Annotated in this window: 18 protein-coding genes and 1 tRNA gene; 17 read left to right on the top strand and 2 right to left on the bottom strand. The window is 46.6% G+C overall.

What is annotated here, in order from left to right:
- Positions 1-136 precede the first annotated feature (136 nt).
- The 11 genes from WH46_RS00265 to WH46_RS00215 all read left to right on the top strand — a co-directional run bounded on the left by WH46_RS00265 (position 137) and on the right by WH46_RS00215 (position 10,874).
- On the top strand, positions 137-1,552 hold the full coding sequence (locus WH46_RS00265) for a L,D-transpeptidase (RefSeq protein WP_046225318.1): 1,416 nt from the start codon (positions 137-139) through the stop codon (positions 1,550-1,552).
- Positions 1,553-1,754: 202 nt separating this feature from the next.
- Positions 1,755-2,849, top strand: coding sequence for a quinone-dependent dihydroorotate dehydrogenase (locus tag WH46_RS00260; protein WP_017813866.1), 1,095 nt, complete (start codon positions 1,755-1,757; stop codon positions 2,847-2,849).
- A 60-nt stretch (positions 2,850-2,909) separates the two neighbouring features.
- A complete protein-coding gene (locus tag WH46_RS00255) occupies positions 2,910-3,728 on the top strand; it encodes a GTP diphosphokinase (RefSeq protein ID WP_017813867.1) in 819 nt (272 codons plus the stop codon).
- Positions 3,718-4,191 carry a DUF309 domain-containing protein gene (locus tag WH46_RS00250; protein ID WP_046225317.1) on the top strand — a complete coding sequence of 158 codons (474 nt, stop codon included), beginning with the start codon at positions 3,718-3,720 and terminating at the stop codon, positions 4,189-4,191. Before WH46_RS00255 ends, WH46_RS00250 begins: the two co-directional genes overlap by 11 nt.
- A 221-nt stretch (positions 4,192-4,412) precedes the next feature.
- Positions 4,413-6,074 (top strand): RsmB/NOP family class I SAM-dependent RNA methyltransferase, encoded by a 1,662-nt coding sequence (locus WH46_RS00245; RefSeq protein ID WP_046225316.1) that lies wholly within the window; start codon positions 4,413-4,415, stop codon positions 6,072-6,074.
- Positions 6,075-6,077: 3 nt separating this feature from the next.
- On the top strand, positions 6,078-6,839 hold the full coding sequence (locus tag WH46_RS00240) for a pseudouridine synthase (protein WP_046225315.1): 762 nt from the start codon (positions 6,078-6,080) through the stop codon (positions 6,837-6,839).
- Between the two features lie 49 nt (positions 6,840-6,888).
- Positions 6,889-7,710, top strand: coding sequence for a Cof-type HAD-IIB family hydrolase (locus WH46_RS00235; protein ID WP_046225314.1), 822 nt, complete (start codon positions 6,889-6,891; stop codon positions 7,708-7,710).
- 235 nt (positions 7,711-7,945) lie between these two features.
- Entirely contained in the window at positions 7,946-9,124 is a 1,179-nt protein-coding gene (locus WH46_RS00230; RefSeq protein WP_017813872.1) for a glycosyltransferase family 4 protein, read from the top strand.
- 290 nt (positions 9,125-9,414) lie between these two features.
- Positions 9,415-9,984, top strand: coding sequence for a xanthine phosphoribosyltransferase (locus WH46_RS00225; protein WP_017813873.1), 570 nt, complete (start codon positions 9,415-9,417; stop codon positions 9,982-9,984).
- Positions 9,985-10,186: 202 nt separating this feature from the next.
- Positions 10,187-10,516, top strand: a complete 330-nt coding sequence (locus tag WH46_RS00220; RefSeq protein WP_017813874.1) for a hypothetical protein — start codon at positions 10,187-10,189, stop codon at positions 10,514-10,516.
- 112 nt (positions 10,517-10,628) lie between these two features.
- Positions 10,629-10,874, top strand: a complete 246-nt coding sequence (locus WH46_RS00215) for a hypothetical protein (protein WP_046225313.1) — start codon at positions 10,629-10,631, stop codon at positions 10,872-10,874.
- 192 nt (positions 10,875-11,066) lie between these two features.
- Here WH46_RS00215 and WH46_RS00210 read toward each other — a convergent pair whose 3' ends face one another.
- Positions 11,067-11,543 carry a YhjD family protein gene (locus WH46_RS00210; RefSeq protein WP_046225312.1) on the bottom strand — a complete coding sequence of 159 codons (477 nt, stop codon included), beginning with the start codon at positions 11,541-11,543 and terminating at the stop codon, positions 11,067-11,069.
- A gap of 926 nt (positions 11,544-12,469) precedes the next feature.
- Complete coding sequence (locus WH46_RS00205; protein WP_052714057.1) at positions 12,470-13,117, bottom strand: DUF1349 domain-containing protein; 648 nt, start codon at positions 13,115-13,117, stop codon at positions 12,470-12,472.
- A 122-nt stretch (positions 13,118-13,239) separates the two neighbouring features.
- Between WH46_RS00205 and WH46_RS00200 the strand changes: the two genes are divergently transcribed.
- From WH46_RS00200 to WH46_RS00175, 6 genes are all read left to right on the top strand, one after another.
- Positions 13,240-14,439, top strand: a complete 1,200-nt coding sequence (locus WH46_RS00200; protein WP_046225311.1) for an MFS transporter — start codon at positions 13,240-13,242, stop codon at positions 14,437-14,439.
- Positions 14,440-14,773: 334 nt separating this feature from the next.
- Positions 14,774-16,015: an aspartate aminotransferase family protein gene (locus WH46_RS00195; RefSeq protein WP_017813879.1), complete on the top strand. Its 1,242-nt coding sequence runs from the start codon at positions 14,774-14,776 to the stop codon at positions 16,013-16,015.
- Positions 16,016-16,031: 16 nt separating this feature from the next.
- Complete coding sequence (locus WH46_RS00190) at positions 16,032-17,069, top strand: zinc-dependent alcohol dehydrogenase (RefSeq protein ID WP_046225310.1); 1,038 nt, start codon at positions 16,032-16,034, stop codon at positions 17,067-17,069.
- A gap of 65 nt (positions 17,070-17,134) precedes the next feature.
- Positions 17,135-17,884, top strand: a complete 750-nt coding sequence (locus WH46_RS00185; protein ID WP_197088236.1) for an HAD family hydrolase — start codon at positions 17,135-17,137, stop codon at positions 17,882-17,884.
- Positions 17,885-18,230: 346 nt separating this feature from the next.
- Positions 18,231-18,314, top strand: a tRNA-Leu gene (locus WH46_RS00180).
- A 382-nt stretch (positions 18,315-18,696) separates the two neighbouring features.
- Positions 18,697-19,812: a glycerol dehydrogenase gene (locus tag WH46_RS00175; RefSeq protein ID WP_046225309.1), complete on the top strand. Its 1,116-nt coding sequence runs from the start codon at positions 18,697-18,699 to the stop codon at positions 19,810-19,812.
- Positions 19,813-20,283: the final 471 nt, after the last annotated feature.

The raw sequence follows: 20,283 nt of genomic DNA, 5'->3' as shown, positions 1-20,283 counted from the left end.
ATTGATTCGCCAGCCCTATGCCAAATAAACAGAATTGTCCGATATAGAAGATAATAGGCATACTCTGTGCAGAGAATAATACATAATCTGATATTCCAAAGAAGGGAGAGTCGGAAGCCATTCCGGGGATGGATCAATGAAAAACTTACTGTATTTGAAGCGTTATGTCAAAATGCATCCGAATAACCGGATGGGCTGGTACCTGCTGGGCAAAGAATACGAGGCGGATGGACAGGTCGGCAAAGCCAACTACTGTTATAACCGGGCTGGTGATATTTACGAAGCTTTTGAACATAGCAAAGTACCAGCGGATGTACTCAAGGATTACGAAGCCAAAGTTATGGAAATGGCTCATAAACGTGAACAAAAAATACGACGCTGGCGCTATAGTCTGCTGGGAGTCGCTCTGCTGTTCCTGATTATGATGCGCTCGGTAGCTGCTCCAAATGACCAGACTCTGCTTGCGGCAAAGGATCAACCCAATAAATCGGATGTAACTGCCAATAGTGTGGGTACGGATAAATCGCAGCAGGAAAAGCCTCTTTTTCATTCGCCTCTTGCCTTTACAGCCATGGAACTGTCGTATGGAAGTGACGAGACAGGAGATGCGGTTGCCCGTTATATGAAGCAGCAGGCGCAGCGAAGTGCACCTGATACAGCGGTAGTGCTGGGTATGCAAAAGGTAGATAAATGGCTGCTCTGGAAGCCCGAACTGCCGGTAATGTACACTTTGGCAGAAGGCGATAATGCTGGACAGACCCTTGTTCAATCATATGATGCCAAAAACTGCCAGTGCAAGCCTGGACAGCTGCGACACTACCAAAAAGAAGCCAAAGCATGGATGCAGCAACAGGAGCAGCTGGCTGCGATGCAAACTGCTATTTCCCATTATCAAACAGCCAAGGGAGCATTACCTGCTCAGCCCAATCAATTGGAAGCGGATTTCCCGGGCAACTGGTTGTCCGGCAGCACAGAGACGATGAACCAGACTTTTACAGCTTTGAAAGCACTGCACAGCAGCGGCCAACTGCCTGCTGAAGCAGCTGCAGGTAAAGATAGCGAAGCCGCGCAAATTATGGCTTCTACGCTGGGCGGACATCCTTATTTCAAGCAACCGCTTGAGATTATCGTAGACAAGAAAAAGCATCGTCTTGCTGTAGCCAGTGGATCGGTACTGCTGCGCAACTATGAAGTAGGACTTGGCGGGGCAAGAACACCGGAAGGTACATTTAACATTTCCATTAAAGTCATGAATCCAAATGGCAAATCGGATGGGGATTTTGGCAGTCGTGGCATGCAGCTGTCCGATAGTCACTATGCGATTCACGGTACGAATGAACCGGATAGTATCGGGATGGATGAATCACTTGGCTGTGTAAGGATGGATCAGGCGGATGTAGAGGAGTTATTCGATATGATACCGCTTGGAACCAAAGTGACTATTGCCAATGATGTACTGCCCGGTAAGGTCTGGGTCCCGGAGAAGCGTTTTGAGACCAATAAAAGTCAGAATCAGACAGATCCGAATACGATCTATCACTGGCTGGATTAAATAAACCGCTATCAAACGTGTACAACGAATGAACATAAACAGCAATCGGGAAGCGGTCTTCTTAAAACGAGAAGATCGCTTTTCTTTTGACCCGGAACAGGATAAACTGTTATAGAGATCAAATCTGCAGGCTGGCCGGACAAGGCCTTGCAGGATACGCATCGAGGCGGTTTGCCAATGCCAGGAACGGAGTGAATGCAACTTGTTATATCGTAACATTTTCAAACCCGTATTGTTTCGGATGGACCCGGAAAAAGCGCATCATCTTGTAATCGGCGGACTGGGCGCAGGCGTGCGTATTCCCGGTACGCTGGCAGCCATGAATTCGATGTATGGCATTACCAGTACACCCGATATGACGACAGAGCTGTTCGGGATTACATTCCCCGGACCTGTCGGTCTGGCAGCTGGTCTGGACAAAAATGCCCAGGCAGTACCCGGGTTATCGGCATCGGGTTTTGGATTTATGGAAGTAGGGACGGTTACACCCCAGCCCCAGCCGGGTAATGAACAGCCACGCCTGTTTCGTCTGCCATCTGATCGGGCGCTGGTTAACCGGATGGGATTCAACAACGAAGGTGCAGACGCAATGGCAGCAAGATTGCAGGAACTGAATGCCCGTCCGATTCCGATTGCTGTGAATATCGGCAAAAATAAAGTGACGCCGAATGAGCAGGCAGCATCGGATTATGAATCCTGTATTCGTACCCTGTATCCGTATGCTGATTTCTTTGTGGTTAATATCAGTTCACCGAATACGCCGGATCTGCGCAACCTCCAGCATGGTAATGAGCTGAAGGAACTGCTTGCTGCCGTCATGGCAGAAATGAAGCATCAGGAGCAGCAGCATGGTTCAGCCAAGCCTGTGCTGGTGAAGATTGCACCAGATGTGAGCAGTGCCGAACTGGAATACATGGTAGATACTATTCAGTCCAGTGGAGCAGCAGGTCTGATTGCAACGAACACAACCCTGTCGAGAGAAGGATTAACCCATCCAGATGCGGGACAGGCAGGCGGCCTCAGCGGACGGCCATTGACGGAGCGTTCCACCGAGATTATTGCCAGCGTCTATCGCCAGACTGGCGGCAAACTACCGATTATTGGCTGTGGAGGTATTTTCTCCAGTCAGGATGCCTATGACAAGATCAAGGCAGGATCGAGCTTGGTAGAGATTTATACTTCGTTTATCTATGAAGGTCCTCAGGTGACCCGTGAGCTGCATAACGGTATCCGTGAGCTTATGAAGCGTGACGGCTTCACACATATCTCGGAAGCGGTTGGGGCAGACCATCGCTAATCCACCCCCTAATACATGTAAATTCGAAAGAATGAGGTCATAGACTGAGGAGGCATGAAGATGGATGACAGAGACTGGGAATTATTCTTGCTTCCCTATGAACAAGCGGTTGAAGAATTAAAGGTGAAATTCAAAACTATGCGCGCCGAACTCAAAAAGAGGGAAGAATACGCACCGATCGAGTTTGTCACCGGACGGGTCAAAAAAATATCCAGCATTCTGGATAAAGCCAAACGTCTGGACGTTCCGATGACTGAGCTTGAGACAGGAATTGAGGATATCGCAGGCATCCGGATTATGTGCCAGTTTGTGGAGGATATCCGCTGGGTTGCACAGTATATTCGTGCCCGCAAGGATCTGACTGTTCTTTATGAAAAAGACTATATTACCAACTTCAAGGATAGCGGCTACCGCAGCTTCCATATGATCGCCGAGTATCCGGTACAGACTGCCTTCGGTCAAAAAATCGTACTGGCAGAGATTCAGATCCGTACACTGGCGATGAATTTCTGGGCGACGATTGAGCATTCCCTGAATTATAAATACCGTCAGAGTCTGCCGACACCGATTCGCAACCGACTCAAAACGGCAGCCGAAGCAGCGATGATTCTGGATAATGAAATGTCCAGTATTCGCGAGGACATTCTGGATGCCCAGCGGAGCTTCGAAGATGATGCCAGCATTGTACAGCGAGTACTGACCGATATTCATCGTCTGTATTTCCATCATATGATTACAGAGGCAATCGAGAGTCAGGACAAGTTCAATGCATTGTGGCAAAACAAGGACTTTGAAGGATTGCGCCAGTTGGCGGATGATGTCAAGCGTATGCGCAAGGCTGCTTCACGAACGATTGAAGAGGAAAATCATGAGCACTGAATTTGAACCTCTGTATGTGGCTTATCTGGTGTATTTTAACCGGGATCGTGATTATTTTGAGTGTCATGAGGTGCTGGAGGAGCTCTGGCTGGATAAAGATAGAGAGCCTGTCTATCAGGGGCTGCTTCAGGTAGCAGTCGGACTGTATCATTTCCGTAATGGGACGATTCATCCTACGTATAACAAGCTTAGCGGCGCTCTGAAAATGCTGCAAAGCAGCTACCGTAAGCTGGCTTCATATCCTCCACAGATGCTTGGGATTAATATGCAAAAGCTGCTGGATGATGTGCAGCTGTATATTCAAAAGCTGGAGCGTTATGATGAGGAACCGTTTACCTTTTATGACCTGGATATCCAGATTGTCGATCCACAGCTGCGTCAGGCTGTCGAAGAAGCATCACATACGATTCCGGTGAATACTCCGCAGCGTACCGGATACGAGCGCGGACCCAAAGCCAAGTGACTCCAAATTGGCAACTGGCAGTACTTACATTAGATAGCCTTAAAATTAAAGATAAGAATACAGACAAATATGTACTATTAGATGCATTTGCCACCTGCACAGTTAAGCTTGCCCATCTAGGGCAGGCTTTTTGTTTTGTCGCCGCAGGATGCACGAAATATGCTAAAATATAGCTTGTTCCAAACCACTACGTTATTTACCTCGAAGGAGCCTATAATCTTATGTCAGTACAATTACCGCCGCAATTTGTGCAGCGGATGCAGGATTTGCTTGGTGATGAATTCCAGGCCTTTATGGATAGTTATGAGCAGTCTCCACGTGCAGGATTGCGTGTAAATACATTGAAAATTTCAAATGAGCAGTTTAAGGAGAAATCTCCGTTCGAACTGCGATCCATCCCTTGGTGTCCTACCGGTTACTATGTAGATGCTGCTTCACGTCCAGGCAAGCATCCATATTATTATGCAGGCCTCTATTATATACAGGAGCCGAGTGCGATGAGTCCGGTTGAAGCACTGGATGTGCAGCCCGGTGACCGAGTACTGGATCTGTGTGCTGCCCCGGGTGGCAAGTCTACACAGATCGCTGCAGCACTGCAGGGTCAGGGTCTGCTGGTCACCAATGATCTGAGTGCAGAACGTACACGTGCACTCGCCAAAAATATGGAGTTATACGGGGTTCGTAATGCCGTAATTCTCAATGAATCGCCAGATACGATCGCTACGCGATTTGGCGGCTTCTTTGACAAGATTCTGGTGGATGCTCCTTGCTCCGGAGAAGGCATGTTCCGCAAAGACGATGATGCTGCGCGTCAGTGGCTAAATCATTCTGTTGAGCGCTGCTCCATTATGCAGCGTGATATTTTGCAGACGGTAGCTACGATGCTCGCACCCGGCGGACGGATTGTATATTCCACCTGTACCTTTGCACCGGAGGAGAATGAACGCAGTATCGCTGTATTTCTGGATCAGCATCCGGACTTCAGTGTCACCCTGCCTGCTCATGCAGAGCATTTCCGCCCTGGGCGCAGTGAATGGGCACACCAGGTAGAGCAGGAGATTCAGCAGGGAGATACCGTATTGTCTGCTATCGCTGCAGAAGGATATACACCACTATCCGAAAAGTCCATTGCACAGACAGAGCGGACTGTACGACTATGGCCGCATCTGCTGGAGGGAGAAGGTCACTATATCGCTGTACTAGATCATCAGGCAGTACGTGATCCCGAATACGTACCTGCAGAGCCACCGTTGATAGCGACCTCATACAAAGAACGTCCGCAGCGTCATACGGCTTCCAGACCCGATCAGCGGACCGATAAGAAAGCAGAACGGCGCGCCGATCGGATAGAGGGCCGAAACCTTACAGAATCCAGAGGCCAATCCTCAAAATCGTCACGAACTACCTCCAGCAGTCGCACTCCGGTACCTGAAGAGATCGAACCTTTGCAATTATGGAAGGAATTCAGCGGACAAGAGCTCAACGGAGAATGGAATACACAAAATATGATTACCTTTGGTCAGAATCTGTACCGGGCGCCGATTGACGAGAATCGTCTCCAGGGACTCAAAGTCATTCGCCCGGGCTGGTATCTCGGTTCGTGCAAAAATGGACGATTCACCCCTGGACATGCGCTCGCGGCAGCATTGATGCCTGCAGAGGCCAGACGAAGAATCAATCTGAGTGCTGATTCTCCTGAAGCCATATCCTATCTCAAAGGCGAGACACTGTCGGTACCGGCAGAACGCATCGAGTGTGATGAACATGTATCGCCGCGCGGCTATGTACTTGTATGCATTGACGGCTGCTCGGCAGGCTGGGGCAAATGGCAGCAGGGAGACACACTCAAAAACGAATACCCGGCAGGATGGAGATGGATCTAAATTATGAGTACATCCGTAAAGAAGCAGCGTTTGGATAAAATACTGGGCAATCTCGGTTATGGTACACGTAGTGAGTTGAAGCGTGCAGCCAAACAGGGTCGCGTGACCGTTAATGACAAAGTAATCAAAGACAGCGGACTGCAGGTTGATCCGTATCAGGATCGCATCGAATTTGACGGCGAACCAATTATGTACCGTGAGTATATCTATCTGATGATGAACAAGCCGCAAGGCGTGATCTCGGCGACCGAAGATCGGCGCGACCGGACGGTAGTGGATCTGCTGGATGTAGAGTACCAGGTATTTCAGCCTTTCCCGGTAGGGCGTCTGGACAAGGATACCGAAGGGCTTCTGCTGATTACCAATGATGGACAGCTCGCTCACGATCTGCTGTCGCCGCGCAAACATGTGCCCAAAACCTACGAAGCGAATGTGCTGGGAGAAGTGACGGACGAAGATATCGAGGCTTTCCGTCAGGGAGTTACGCTGGATGACGGATACGAGACTCTGCCGGCAGAACTGCGTATTCTGGAACATACGCCTTCACCGGAAGGTACAGTATCGCTGATTCAGCTCACTATTTCCGAAGGCAAGTTCCATCAGGTCAAGCGGATGTTCGAATCGGTAGGCAAAAAGGTCATTTACCTGAAACGCCTCTCCATGGGAGCGCTGGAGCTTGATCCTGCGCTGCCGCTTGGCGAGTATCGCGAATTGACAGCAGACGAACTTCAATCCATAGGCCGAAAAGAAGATACAGCACAATAAACAATCATTTATTCCGCATTTTACATTTGACAAATAGGCAGGTGGATCAATGAATTATCGATTAATTGCTCTGGATATGGACGGCACGCTGCTGGACAGCAACCACGAGATCTCCTCCCGAACGGCTGCAGCGCTTCAAGAAGTAGCTGCACAGGGAACCGAGATTGTCTTTTGCACCGGACGTACTCCAGTTAACTCCATTCCTTATATGGAGCAGCTGGGACTGCATGAGGAAGGTTATGTGATCGTGCATAATGGTGCAGCTACCGTGCATACAGGTACGCGTAAAGTAATTCACGAGTTTCCGCTGGATACGGCGGCACTGGATCAATATATGAACTACTGTCGCCAGCACCATATTCACTTTGATATCAATACAGCATTTGAGATCTATGTCGATTCGCCCGAGAATATGCAGGCAGCGGCGCAGGAGATGTATGCCAAATTCCAGAGCTTCGAGCTGAAGCCGCAGCTGCTGCCCGCTTGGGAAGAGCTGTCCTCTCCCGTGCTGAAATTAAGTGCATTTGCTACACCAGAACAGCTGGATGCTGCCTATAAGGAGTGGAACCTCTGGACGCCAGAATTTAATATTTTGCGAAGTGGAGAATTCTTCATTGATCTCATGCATCCGGGTGCTTCCAAAGGGGGGGCACTACAGGTACTAGCTGAGAGCCGCAGGATAGCACCTGCAGAGATTATGGCGATCGGCAACTACTATAATGATTTGTCTATGATGCAGTATGCGGGTCTTGGCATTGCGGTAGATAATTCGCCGCTGGAAGTCAAAGCGGCTGCTGACGAAATTACAAGGTCCAATGACGACGATGGCGTCTATTATATGCTGAAAAAATACGCCGGAGTGACCTGCTGATCCAGCGAGCAACCTAAAGGATTCGGCCGATATCATTTGGATCGCCGATCGCGGTACCTGGATATAGCAATAACTGTATAACGTTTCACAAGAAGCCGCTCATGAATTTGAGCGGTTTTATGATGTTGGTCTGTTCCGATACATGATACAATCTTGTAGTATAGAGTCAGACTTGATGATCAGCATGGATATGTTGATATAATAAAATGACGAGTATGGGAAAGGAGGAATATTCTTGAGATTGCTGCAGGCCCTATTTTTTCCTCCTGAGCAACCGGGAGGCGTCTCATCCATGATTCCCTATCTGCAGGAGCGTTTTAGCTCTGCGCGCTGGGAGATGGAGATTTTCTCTTTACCCAAACGGATACGCAACAAGGGCAAGGATGACGTCGTTTTTGAGACGTTCGATTGGACGCAGTATGGCGCAAGCCCTGTGGTCCAGAAATATATCCAGACTTATCGTGATTATCGCTGGTGGGCGCAGCTGCGGCTGAATAAACCCTATGATCTGATTCACTCCCATCATCCGCTGGTCGGTCTGGTTATGCGGGAGGTGTTCCCGGAGACACCTATTGTGCAGACTGTACACTCCAGTTATGAACGCGAACTGCTGCTAAACGGCAAAATTGCCGAAGGCAGTATGGAGCAGCAGTTCCTCACTTCCTTATATCGGGAACTGGAGTATCGCACAGATCGTCTGATGACCGTGTCTTATTCATTCCGATCCTACCTGTCTGCTTATGTAGAGTACCCTGAGCGGATTGAGGTGCTGCCGAACGGATTCGATGAAAAACGCTTTAAGCCTGTGCCGCACGAAAATGAAGTACCACAGCTGATGACCGTCTGTCGTCTGGTGCCTGCCAAAGGACTCGATACGCTGCTCAAAGCATGTGCGATCCTCAAGCAGCGCGGTCATAATTATGTACTGCATATTATCGGGGATGGACCAAGCCGAACCGAGCTGGAGCAAATGGCTCAGCAGCTGGATATTTACGAAGATACGATTTTCTATGGATATACGCTTCATCCGGAAGAATTTATGCCGTTTTTCGATATTTTCGTGCTGCCTTCTCGGGCGGAAGCGTTTGGTTCCGTATTTGCCGAAGCTGCGCTCTGCTGGCTGGCTCTGGTCGGAACGAATGTAGGCGGAATTGCTGAACAGATCGAAGACGGAGTCAATGGCCTGCTGGTACCTCCGGATCAGGAACAGCTGCTGGCCGATGCGCTGGAGAAAGTAATCAATGATCCTTCGTATCGTTACGAGCTGGCCCGTACCGGCTGGGAGAAAGCCAAAAATCAGTATTCCCTCACCCATGTAGTCAATGAGCTCAAAAGGCTGTACCTGGAATACCTCACAGACAATCCATTTCATTCGGTATCTGATCTAACGATGCAGCAGTCGGATAACGATTGAACGTAAGAGTAAGAGTAAGAGTAAGAGTAAGAGTAAGAGTCTGGAAAAGAAACAGAATTTTGTCTGCTTTGCCATTTCTGCTGCCGGGAGAGCATAATTACACTAAATCCATGCTACAGATTATCCTGACGCATGATATAATCGGCTGTATGCGTAAGACAAGGACAGCAGATTTACGATAAATAAGTATATTGCAGTAAATCTGCTGCTGAACTGGCAAATAGTCAACAATGATAACGGAATACTGAGGCAGCACAAGCCATCAGAATACCAGTGATGGAGGACAACTAATGGAAGAACTCAAACAACGAATTTTGGCAGAAGCAACCGTACTATCCCATGATGTATTGAAGCTGGATGCACTGCTGAATCAGCAGGTAGATCCACAGCTGACGATGCGTATGGGACAGGAGTTTGCAGAATTGTACCGCTCCGAGCAGATTACCCGCGTGGTAACCGTGGAATCATCAGGTATTCCCGTAGCTTTTGCGACAGCATACGAGCTGGGAGTGCCACTTGTATTTGCCCGTCGTAAAAAGACACTGCTTGCAGATCCGGATGCACTGGTCGAGCGTGTTCCTTCCTTTACCAAAGGGATCGTAACGGATATTGTATTGTCCCAGCAGTTTATTACTGCCGAAGATCGCATTCTGTTTATCGATGATATTATCGCGAATGGAGATGCTGCTCGCGGATTGGTCAAAATTATTCAGCGATCCGGGGCGACACTGGTTGGTGTAGGTATCGTGATCGAGAAAAGTTTCCAAAATGGAGCACAATCGATTCGTGAACAGGGTATCCGTCTGGAGTCGCTGGTCAAGATTGCTTCGCTGGATGAAGGAAAAATCACTTTCGCCTAATATAAGGAACTTGTGTTTAAACCTTTTATTTTGGTTTATCTTATTTTATGGACATTGATAGCCGATAGTGTAAGTATGGCCCCATGGTATAACATGAACTTGACAATTTGGGATATCCTTTAACTGAAAACTTGATATTCTCTTTTCAAATGGGGTATTAATGTCTTATAATAAAGATATGTTAGGGAGGGGAGGCAGACTAATGAGCAAAGAGCCGATCACTGAAGAGTTTTTTATCAATAAACTGGCCGCCGCAAAAGTACACTTCGAGCGTGCTTTGGATTGTAAGCACACTGAATTTGATGACCTGTATCCCTATATGATTGAACATCCACAGTTTTTCTGGTACAAACGTTATGTAGCATGGTCTGAATTGCTGACCATTGTGAATCTGTGTCAGGAGCTGGACTTTAACTGGGAATCGCAATTCTCCGGTCACCAGGTAGAGTACGTGAACGAGCGTGTGATGTCCGCAAAAGTGCTTGATTATTGGTTCGAGAAAAACGATTCCAAAGAACACGCACAGCGCTAATCATAGCAGGAAGTCATTCAACAAGCATTCAGACCTAAATGATATCATTTAGGTCTTTTTTTGTAGAAGTTTGGAAATTACAGTATTATTGCAGGTAAAGAAGGTGAAAATAATGATGCCAGAAGAAGAACTGGACGGATACCGTCAATCAGGAGAGAAAGTCCGTGTCATACGTGATGGTATACGAGAGAACGATGTACGCGGTATAGTGATCGCCTGGGATGATGAACATGTACTGATTCGTAGACCGAATCGTAATGTCGCCAAGCTGAGTCGCAGCTATATTATTCAGCCATCCAAAGATCCACGCATTGATCCGCTGGAGCCATCTCAAGCGTCAGAGAGCGAACAGGAATAACCATAATCCTATAAATAAAAAGCCATCTGTATTGGACCTGAAGTCCTGCAGATGGCTTTTGTGTATTAGAGGAAGAACCGGCTGGAGTACAGCATCCATCGCAGTTCATGATAGCGCGTATAATAAAAAGGGACAGATATATATAGTAAAGGATAGATTCTATTTATAGATATAAATGTGTACTTTCTATACTCAGGTTCCTGTGCGATATGGCGTATAGCCGGAATAACGTGCAGGTTCGCGTACACGAGCGGGATTATAGGGTGCAACAGGTCTGTCATCAGCAGGGGCTGAAGAAGATTCAGCAGCTGGAGTCAGTCCCAGATAAGCACGCATGCGCTCTGCAGCTTCCTGACGAAACTCTGTCGAAGGAATCTGGAAGGTGCCATGATGGCCCTTGCAGAGGATCTGGGCTTCTACGATACTCTCGGATTGATTGACTTCATACAAGCGTAGATTCTGCTTGCGCAGATCACGTCGTACCTCCGATAGCAGCAGGTTGGCGCGGTCAGCCGCACTACGGATGACTTCACGGTACAGCCCTGGGGCGCTGAGTTGATCACTTTCTTCGAGAGCACGTGTGTCATGATCAAATTTCTTTTGGATATAAACAAGCAGCAGATAGCTTTTTACGAGGGAACGCTCTTCTTCAGATAAAAAGACAGCCATTCATGTCACCACCTTATGAGAACTTATGTTCTTATTGTAGCGAACATGGGGATATTTGGCAAGAGAAAGTTATTATAAACAGACATTTTCTTCGGAAAATAAATCAAAAAATAAATTTGAAGAACAATTACATCAAATATATGGAAAATAATCAAAAAGTGCACCCTGTTTGAAGAAAGATTCAGTAGATTCGGGAAAGATAACTGGCTGGATTCAATTGATTCTTCGACCAGTCAGTTACGATAATTGTTCTCTCAACACTTCCATAATGTTATGTTTACACATAAAATTGAAAGTGAGGGAGGTTTTCAAGCGGGACAAAATGGCTATTTGATTTAGGGTAAATAACTATTTTAAATCTATTATCAAGATGATGTTATTTTCGGCAAAAAGTAGTTGTTCAGGATTTGCATTTCTTGTAGAATCGGACAGTGAATTACCTATTTTTATTGTGCAAACGTATGCGCATAATTACTAAAATTTATTCTTCTATTCATAATTCCATATTTTTACATAATAAAAATTAAAACAAGTCATAACAGAAGAAGCCCGTAATCATGCGGATCGGATTCATTTTCGGAATGATTACGGGCTTTTTGTTTGTATGAACAGTGTATTAAAAGTGTTATTACGTAAATAAATATATGAATTAGACAACAAAAACAGATCTTTTGGAATAGACGACATATTTGCAATCGATTCTGAAGCGAAACAGGCAAGGTACATAATAATAAGGTTTTGTCCAAATTGTGACATGGATAAATATAAGTTCCATATCCTCAACAAATTGCAATATATCGTATTTTTGCAGGGGGTTATATGTTGAAAATGTCACGCAAATTTTACATTGACCGTCATAATAAAAGTAACTATAGTTAATTATTGTAAATAGTTCAATTAATATACATATATTTTGGGTAGTGTCCTCAGTTGAATGCTTTGTCTGTTCGCTCGATATGGAGAAATTCAAACTCGACCTGACAACCATATCCCTGAGGACTGCATGCATATACTCCGCACTGGAAAGGAGTCTGATCACTTATATCGTCAAATAGATGCGCGATTCGTATCTGATGCCATTCTGTTGATTCGGGAGTATGGCCTTCTTGTTCTGCATATTCGACCGTGTAATCACCTGCAACTCGTGTGATTCTGAACAGCAGCTCGGTAAATCCAGCCTGGAAGTTCTGGGTGGACCAGTCAGAGTAGCCATTATTGGTTACAACGACTCCGAGTTTGGCATGACCTTCAGTCTCGAATTCAACAGAAGTTTTGAGCCAGCATTGTTCGGAGAAGCGGATCATTAATCCGGCCTGATCATACTGGTGCACCGGATATGTACGAACTCTAGTAGTGACTGTCATATCACCAGACACTTCTGCAAACAAAAAGTGTCCGTTATCGACCCGAAATCCATAATGGGTCTTTTGCCAGAAATCCGTTTCTGCGAGAGGTTTGAACGAGAGTACCTGTTTGTCCGATGCGACTTCCCATTCCTGGGGAGGGCAATGCCATTGCAATCGTTCATCAATGGTCTGTCCTGTGAAATTTTCCAATACGTTTTTCATCATCATACCTGCTCCTTTACTGGATAAAATGGGGAACAGCCGCATAGACGCTGTTCGCTAGTTCATTATGTGTAAATAAAATGGAAATATCAAGTTCATCAAGATATTTTTGGAAGGGTGATGAGATTATGAAACGGATTTTCAGACTAAGCTGTGCCTTTTACTTTTTGATAGGAATTACCAGCGTTATGCTGGGGGCACTGCTGCCGGTCATTCTGCCTCATTATGGGCGGGATTATAGCGATGGAGGTACCCTTCTTTTTCTGCAATTTATCGGATTTCTGGCAGGAGTATTAATCTCGCCATCGCTCTCTGCCGGAATTGGACGCAAAAGACTGCTTATCGTCGCTATTGCCGCTATTACAATTGCTTATACCGTCATGGGTACGATGCCATCCTGGGCATTAATGGTAGTTATGACCATATTCGTGGGCTTTGGCTCCGGGATTATCGAATCTTCTATCGGTGCATTCACAATAGAATTTGCAGAGGAGCAAAAAGCAGTAGCTATGACCAAGCTGGATGTATATTTTGGCGTCGGTTCGATGCTGCTTCCTGCACTTGCCAGCCTGTACATCTATCTGAATGTCTGGAACCTGTCATTTTATACGGTAGCGCTGGCGACCTTTGTCCTGCTGCTGTTCTGGCTACGTATGCCGGCGGATAGTTCGGCACATTTGCATCAGGATCAGCAAAAGGATGCTGTAGCTTCTGCTGGCAAGCCGCGTTATACCGGTGCCCAGCTGAGACTGCTTTCCATTTTTGTACTGTTCTTCTTTGTCTATATGGGAATCGAGCTGGGGATGATGAACTTCCTGCCATCTATTCTGATTGAAAGTATCTCGATCAGCGATTCGGCAGCGTCACTCAGCGTAACCTTTTTCTGGGGTGCGATTACGATCGGCAGATTATTTGTCGGACGCATGGCCGAGACGATGAGTTATGTGCCTTTCCTGATTGGCAGTGCGCTCGGTTCCATGGTATTGATCAGTGCTCTGGCATTGTTTACCAGTCCGATTATGATGTATCTGCTGATCTTCGGAGTCGGGTTGTTCATATCCGGGCTATTCTCGATTGGGCTGGTATTTGCAAATACGCTGATGCCGGGTATGGTGGAGCGCACGACCAGTACACTGATTGCTGCGGGAGGAATCGGAGGTTCGGTTCTGCAGTATGTGATTGGATGGAGTATGGATCGCTGGTCATTTGGACCGACACTATGGATCTTCGCTCTATTCGCACTGATTCTGCTGATCAGTATCATTATTGTACAGCAGCTCAAGTCAGCGGATTCGTCTCTGCGTGCGGGTATCGAGTCTAAATATTAATGATCGGCCTTATTTCTAAATACAGCGTGGATGCGTACCGTCCATAAATGGGTTCGATGATAAATAAAACATGCTGCAGATTGATATCTATCATCTATTTCTGCAAAGGAGGTGATGCCTGCTTTTCCAGCACAAAGGTAGGAGTCCATGGCAATAGCATGTCTGGCGTAGTTGTCCTGACAGATCTGTCTATCGGATAGTTCCACTATCTATAGATCGATCTATCTAAATTATTTTCTTTTAACAACCAGTTAACAATTTCCTTGATCAAAGAATCGCATGACTAGCGTTGCCCAGATCCGATTGCAATTACATTTATCCGGAGGGATTATACATGTCAACTACTACTGAAAGCCGATTTTCGATTGGAAAAGGAATCCGTTTAATTGATGATGCAGGAAACGAATATCTGGACGGTGTGTCCGGTACGTTTAACCTGTCGCTGGGGTACAATCACCCGTATGTTGTTGAGAAAATACAAGAACAGGTAGGGAATCTCACACATATGTCCTCGTCATTTACCGAACCATATGTAGATGAAGTACTCTCTCTGTTGCTACAGGAAGCGCCAAATGGCATTGATGCAGGCTGGATGCGTGATATTACCGGTTCAACCGCCAATGAATGTGCAACCAAAATTGCACAAAAATATACCGGTGATACGGATATTGTCAGTCTGTTCTATTCCCATCATGGACAAACCCAGTTTGCAACAGGTATATCGGGGAATGCATTCCGTCGCAAAGGATTCCCAAATTCCTCTGTACCCAATTCGCTGCATGTACCTGTACCTTATTGCTACAGATGTCCGTTCCAGAGCGATCCGGATCATTGCGCGATGCAATGTATCGAAGCATTGTCCGATCAATTGGAATTTGGCGGTTCCGGCTCTACAGCCTGCATGATTATCGAACCGATTCTGGGCAATGGCGGCAATATTATTCCACCAATGGAATACTTCAAGCAGCTGCGCAAACTGTGCGATGAACATGAGATGATCCTGATTGCCGATGAAGTGCAGACGGGCGTTGGTCGTACCGGGGAGATGTTCGCGAGTACGCTGTTCGATATCAAGCCGGATATTATTACACTGGCCAAAGGACTCGGCGGAATCGGTGTACCGGTCGCTGCTGTTCTGATGCAATCCCGTCTGAATGTGCTGGAAAAGCATGAGCACTCCTTTACCTCCGGCAGCAATATGATCTCGCTGACCGCTGCCAAATCAACAATGGAAGTCGTATCGGCTCCAGGATTCCTGGAAAGTGTACGCAGCAAGGGCGAACTGCTCGGCAATCTGTTAAATCCGCTCGCAGAACTATATCCGGATACGATCGGTGAAGCACGCGGCGTCGGTCTGATGTGGGGACTGGAAATTCAGGATGCAGATGGAGCGCCGGATTCCCGCAAAGCCAATGCCATTATCGACATGGCCTTCAAGGAAGAGAATCTGATTCTCCGTGGTTCCCGTTATGGATTCGGTAATGTGGTCAAAGTTCGTCCATCACTGACTGTGACCGAAGATGAGCTTGTGGAAATTGTTGGCCGTCTGGAACGTGTACTACAAAAAATGGGTTAACCAAGGAGGATTAATCATGTTATCACTTGTCTATCGTTCTGCCTGGGATGTTGCACTGGAAGAAAGACCACGTCCGATGATTACCGGCGACCATGATGTACTGGTGCGTATTCACGCGACGGGTGTCTGTGGTACGGATCTGGGAATTATTAGCGGCAAATACCATGCCAAATCTTCTATTATTCTCGGTCATGAATCTGCCGGTGAAGTGATAGAAGTAGGATCGCGTGTAAGTACGCTACAGCCGGGAGATCGCGTCGTTATTGATCCGACGTATTACTGCGGACAATGTTCCATGTGCCGTACAGCTCGACAGAATCACTGTCTTCACAAAAGTACAACCGAGACCGGCGTAAGCAGTGACGGTACATTTACCGATTATTACGTCACCGAAGATCGCTTCCTGTACAAACTTGCCGATCATGTCAGCTACGAGGAAGCGACCATGACCGAACCGCTGAGCTGCATGTTGACTGGGATTAACCAGATCAATCTGCTGCCCAATTTCCGTACGATCATTCTGGGTGCCGGTCCGATCGGAATGCTGTACAGCTATGCACTGGCTTCCAAAGGAATTACCGGCAGTATCGTTGATATTTCGGAAGAACGGATGCGTCTGGCAGCTTCGATTGCTCCGGAACGCTGGACTACATATTCATCTTTTGAAGGGGCGCTCGCTGCTATATCACCAGAGGATCATCAGGTGGATCTGGTAGTGGACACCACAGGTGTAATAGGGACGCAGATCTTGTCCAATCTGGCTCATGGCGGTTATCTGATGCTGGTAGGTCTGCGTGATGGAGTGAGCAGCTTCAATCCCAAAGAAGTCGTGGATCGCAGTCTCAAGATCATCGGTTCTATCGACTCACTTGGTACTTTTGCTACAGCTCACTATATGATCGAACAAGGATTGGTACCAGCGCGCAAGCTGATTACACATACGTATCCGCTGGAATCCTACAAAGAAGCTTTTCAGACCCTGGGCTGTGATCTTAATGATGGTACGCTTACTTCATCCTCCAGCGCGATCAAGGTAGTATTGCAATCCTGCTAATTGCTGCCGAATAATGGTTAAAGGCTTGTAGAGAAGACTATTTTATTTGCAATGGAGGAATGAAGATGACCACTAACCCGAACCAAGCTGCTGCGAATGCTGTATCTTCTGCAGCTGGCATAGAGCCGACTGATTGGCAGCGTGAACCGGTAGAAGGTTTTATTTTCGATATGGACGGGGTGCTGATTGACAGCGAGCCGATCTATTTTGAAATCGAAAAAAGTACATTCATTCACTTCGGTGCCAATGTGGAAGAAGAAGAGCATCATACGTACGTAGGTGTGACGCTGGCATCCATGTTTGAACAGGTACAGCAGAAGCATCTGCTCGATTGTACCGTAGAGCAAATGCTGGAATTCCATGTGAAGCATGTCATGGATGTGATTCGTGAACATCCGGAGCTGCAGCCTTTTAGCGGTCTGACAGATTGGCTGGACTGGCTGAAGCAATCCGGTATACCGATGGTGGTTGCTTCATCATCTCCACGTGCACTGATTGAATTGATTCTGGAAAAACTGGATATCCGCCGCTTTTTTGAGGGAATGATTAGCGGAGAAGAAGTAGCACATGGCAAACCGGCACCGGATATTTTCCTGCGAGCAGCTGAAATTCTGGGTGTAGCACCAGAACGCTGCATGGTTATCGAAGATTCCCGCAACGGTGTGCGGGCTGCCAAGTCTGCCGGTATGCGCTGCATCGGACATCAGAATCCAGGTTCTGGTAATCAGAATCTGGGCGAAGCGGATGTTGTTATTCATAGTTATGCCGAGTTATGGGAGCTGCGTAACCAGCTGCCGGTCGCTGCTGCCAAATAAGCAGGTTATCCTAATCATTCACTATTCCGAATAATATATGCTGTTATTGCGACTGCCTGATAGAGAACATCCGACGATCCTTTATCGGGCAGAGTGCAATAATAAACAGTGGGATAAGTATACGAATGAAGAGAAGGGAAACGGAAGAGTTATTGTTTGATTCCTAAGTATTTACATCATGATGGGATCTGTTATCAAGTTCGCTTCCTATTTTTCTATATATTTCTGTATATTATATTTCTCCATATTATAGAAGGAAAAATAAAATTTGACGCTTGCTAACTAATATGCTATTCTATTTCTTGTGGCCGGGAAATAGAAATATGGAACGGTAACATTACATTATGCGGTCGTGGCGGAATTGGCAGACGCGCACGGTTCAGGTCCGTGTGGGCTTACCCCCGTGGAGGTTCGAGTCCTCTCGACCGCATCTATTTTTTACTCAAAAAGGTCTCATTCTTAAGTGAATGAGGCCTTTTTGTTATATTAGAATTAGACGGGAAATATGATTTTACCCATATCGTTCTTAAATCCGACAAGTAATGACTGTTAAGCGCCCAGTACTTCTGGTGAATAGATATAGAAGCCTATTTATTCGCGAAAGCCAGCCATGTCAATGCGGGCCAGCCAGCTGAGTATACAGGCTCAGAACACATAAATGCAAAAGACAGCGGGTAGAAGCTCATGTTGATTTCTTACCCGGCTCGGCAAATTGGCAGAACGAACGGGTACATAGCGGATCAATGGTCTTCATTCATGTGCTGCTGCATCAGGCACATGATCCACTACAGGTTGGAGAGGAGCAATAGATCATGACAGAACGCGTATTTATTAGTCCCGGCAAATATGTACAAGGCAGAAATGTTATCCAAAAAACAGGTGAATATGTAAAAGCATTAAATGGAGATAAGTCCATTGTTATCGCCGATGATATTGTATGGGATATTGCAGGTAACCAGGTACTGGAAAGTCTGGATCAGTCATCGGTTAGCTATGTCAAAGCAGTCTTCAACGGCGAAGCATCGACCAATGAGATCAATCGTCTGGTAGAGATTGGCCGGGAGAACCAAGCAACGATTGTAATTGGAGTAGGCGGCGGCAAAACGCTGGATACTGCCAAGGCAGTCAGCGATACCCTGGGCGGCTATACTGTGATCATTCCGACTACAGCTTCTACAGATGCACCAACTAGCGCATTATCCGTTATTTATTCGGATGAAGGCATATTCGAGAGTTACAAATTTTATAATAAAAATCCGGATCTGATTCTGGTAGATACCAAGATTATCGCGAGTGCACCACCACGCTTCTTGTCTTCCGGTATTGCGGATGCACTGGCAACCTGGGTAGAGGCACGTGCCGTTATCGAAGCGCGGGCTAGGACGATGGCTGGCGGATTGCCTACTCTGGCTGCCGAAGCTATTGCACGTAAATGTGAAGAGACGCTGTTTGACTTTGGTCTGCTGGCTTATGAGTCGGTACAGCGTAAAGTAGTAACACCAGCGGTAGAAGCAGTCGTAGAAGCGAATACATTGCTAAGTGGTCTGGGCTTTGAAAGTGGTGGTCTGGCAGGAGCGCATGCGATTCATAACGGGTTCACTGTACTCGAAGGTGATATTCACCATATGACACACGGGGAGAAAGTGGCTTTTGGTACATTGACCCAATTGGCGCTCGAGAAACGGCCTATTCAGGAGATTGAGCGTTATATCGCATTTTATATTAGTCTGGAGCTCCCGGTTACGCTGGAAGATCTCAAAATCGCCAACGTGTCTGATGAAGATCTGTACCGTGTAGCACAGGCAGCGACCAAGCCCGGTGAGACATCGCATAATCTGCCATTCAAAGTGACAGCAGATGACGTCAAGGATGCTATTATCGCAGCGGATCAATACTCTCACGCATACAAAGCCAAAAAAGGACTGTAATCACAGCGAATCTTATATATTTCAATGCAGTCAGGCTTCTTCAGGAACCTGCCGGTGATCATCAACCGGCAGGTTCTTTTACCCTAACAACGAATAGATTATAGCAGATGGAATCATGCATGTTATTCTGCGGAAAATATCCTGATCTTGCTGCAGATTCTGCTTCCCAACTGGCTTGCTTTCTGGTAGTCTTGTACCTTGGGAGTGACTCTGTACATACTCGAAAAGAGCCCGGAAAAGAATCAAAAGCAATCTTTTGGCGTCGGCTCTATATATACAGAATCTGGCGAGAGACGATCTGCAAGAATACCTGCATGCTCCTTATTACGAATTTTTACAAAAATCCGCTATAAATAAGGTTCTTTTACAAAAGGAATATGTTATAAAGGTAAAGAGATAACTGTATAGCTGATAATATGCGCGGTAGTTGTCCGGATAAGAATCCCGACCCTGCAGACGCCGTATATTGTC

Origin of the sequence: Paenibacillus dauci (assembly GCF_000971985.1) — a bacterium.
Taxonomy (GTDB): Bacteria; Bacillota; Bacilli; order Paenibacillales; family Paenibacillaceae; genus Saccharibacillus; species Saccharibacillus dauci.
Note: the sequence above shows the minus strand (reverse complement) of the source record. Positions and strands in the feature narration are given on the sequence as shown.

Coding starts and splice junctions, on each gene's coding strand:
- WH46_RS00265 (WP_046225318.1), top strand. CDS start 137: ATGAAAAACTTACTGTATTTGAAGCGTTATGTCAAAATGCATCCGAAT.
- WH46_RS00255 (WP_017813867.1), top strand. CDS start 2,910: ATGGATGACAGAGACTGGGAATTATTCTTGCTTCCCTATGAACAAGCG.
- WH46_RS00250 (WP_046225317.1), top strand. CDS start 3,718: ATGAGCACTGAATTTGAACCTCTGTATGTGGCTTATCTGGTGTATTTT.
- WH46_RS00245 (WP_046225316.1), top strand. CDS start 4,413: ATGTCAGTACAATTACCGCCGCAATTTGTGCAGCGGATGCAGGATTTG.
- WH46_RS00240 (WP_046225315.1), top strand. CDS start 6,078: ATGAGTACATCCGTAAAGAAGCAGCGTTTGGATAAAATACTGGGCAAT.
- WH46_RS00235 (WP_046225314.1), top strand. CDS start 6,889: ATGAATTATCGATTAATTGCTCTGGATATGGACGGCACGCTGCTGGAC.
- WH46_RS00225 (WP_017813873.1), top strand. CDS start 9,415: ATGGAAGAACTCAAACAACGAATTTTGGCAGAAGCAACCGTACTATCC.
- WH46_RS00220 (WP_017813874.1), top strand. CDS start 10,187: ATGAGCAAAGAGCCGATCACTGAAGAGTTTTTTATCAATAAACTGGCC.
- WH46_RS00215 (WP_046225313.1), top strand. CDS start 10,629: ATGATGCCAGAAGAAGAACTGGACGGATACCGTCAATCAGGAGAGAAA.
- WH46_RS00210 (WP_046225312.1), bottom strand. CDS start 11,543: ATGGCTGTCTTTTTATCTGAAGAAGAGCGTTCCCTCGTAAAAAGCTAT.
- WH46_RS00205 (WP_052714057.1), bottom strand. CDS start 13,117: ATGATGATGAAAAACGTATTGGAAAATTTCACAGGACAGACCATTGAT.
- WH46_RS00200 (WP_046225311.1), top strand. CDS start 13,240: ATGAAACGGATTTTCAGACTAAGCTGTGCCTTTTACTTTTTGATAGGA.
- WH46_RS00195 (WP_017813879.1), top strand. CDS start 14,774: ATGTCAACTACTACTGAAAGCCGATTTTCGATTGGAAAAGGAATCCGT.
- WH46_RS00190 (WP_046225310.1), top strand. CDS start 16,032: ATGTTATCACTTGTCTATCGTTCTGCCTGGGATGTTGCACTGGAAGAA.
- WH46_RS00185 (WP_197088236.1), top strand. CDS start 17,135: ATGACCACTAACCCGAACCAAGCTGCTGCGAATGCTGTATCTTCTGCA.
- WH46_RS00175 (WP_046225309.1), top strand. CDS start 18,697: ATGACAGAACGCGTATTTATTAGTCCCGGCAAATATGTACAAGGCAGA.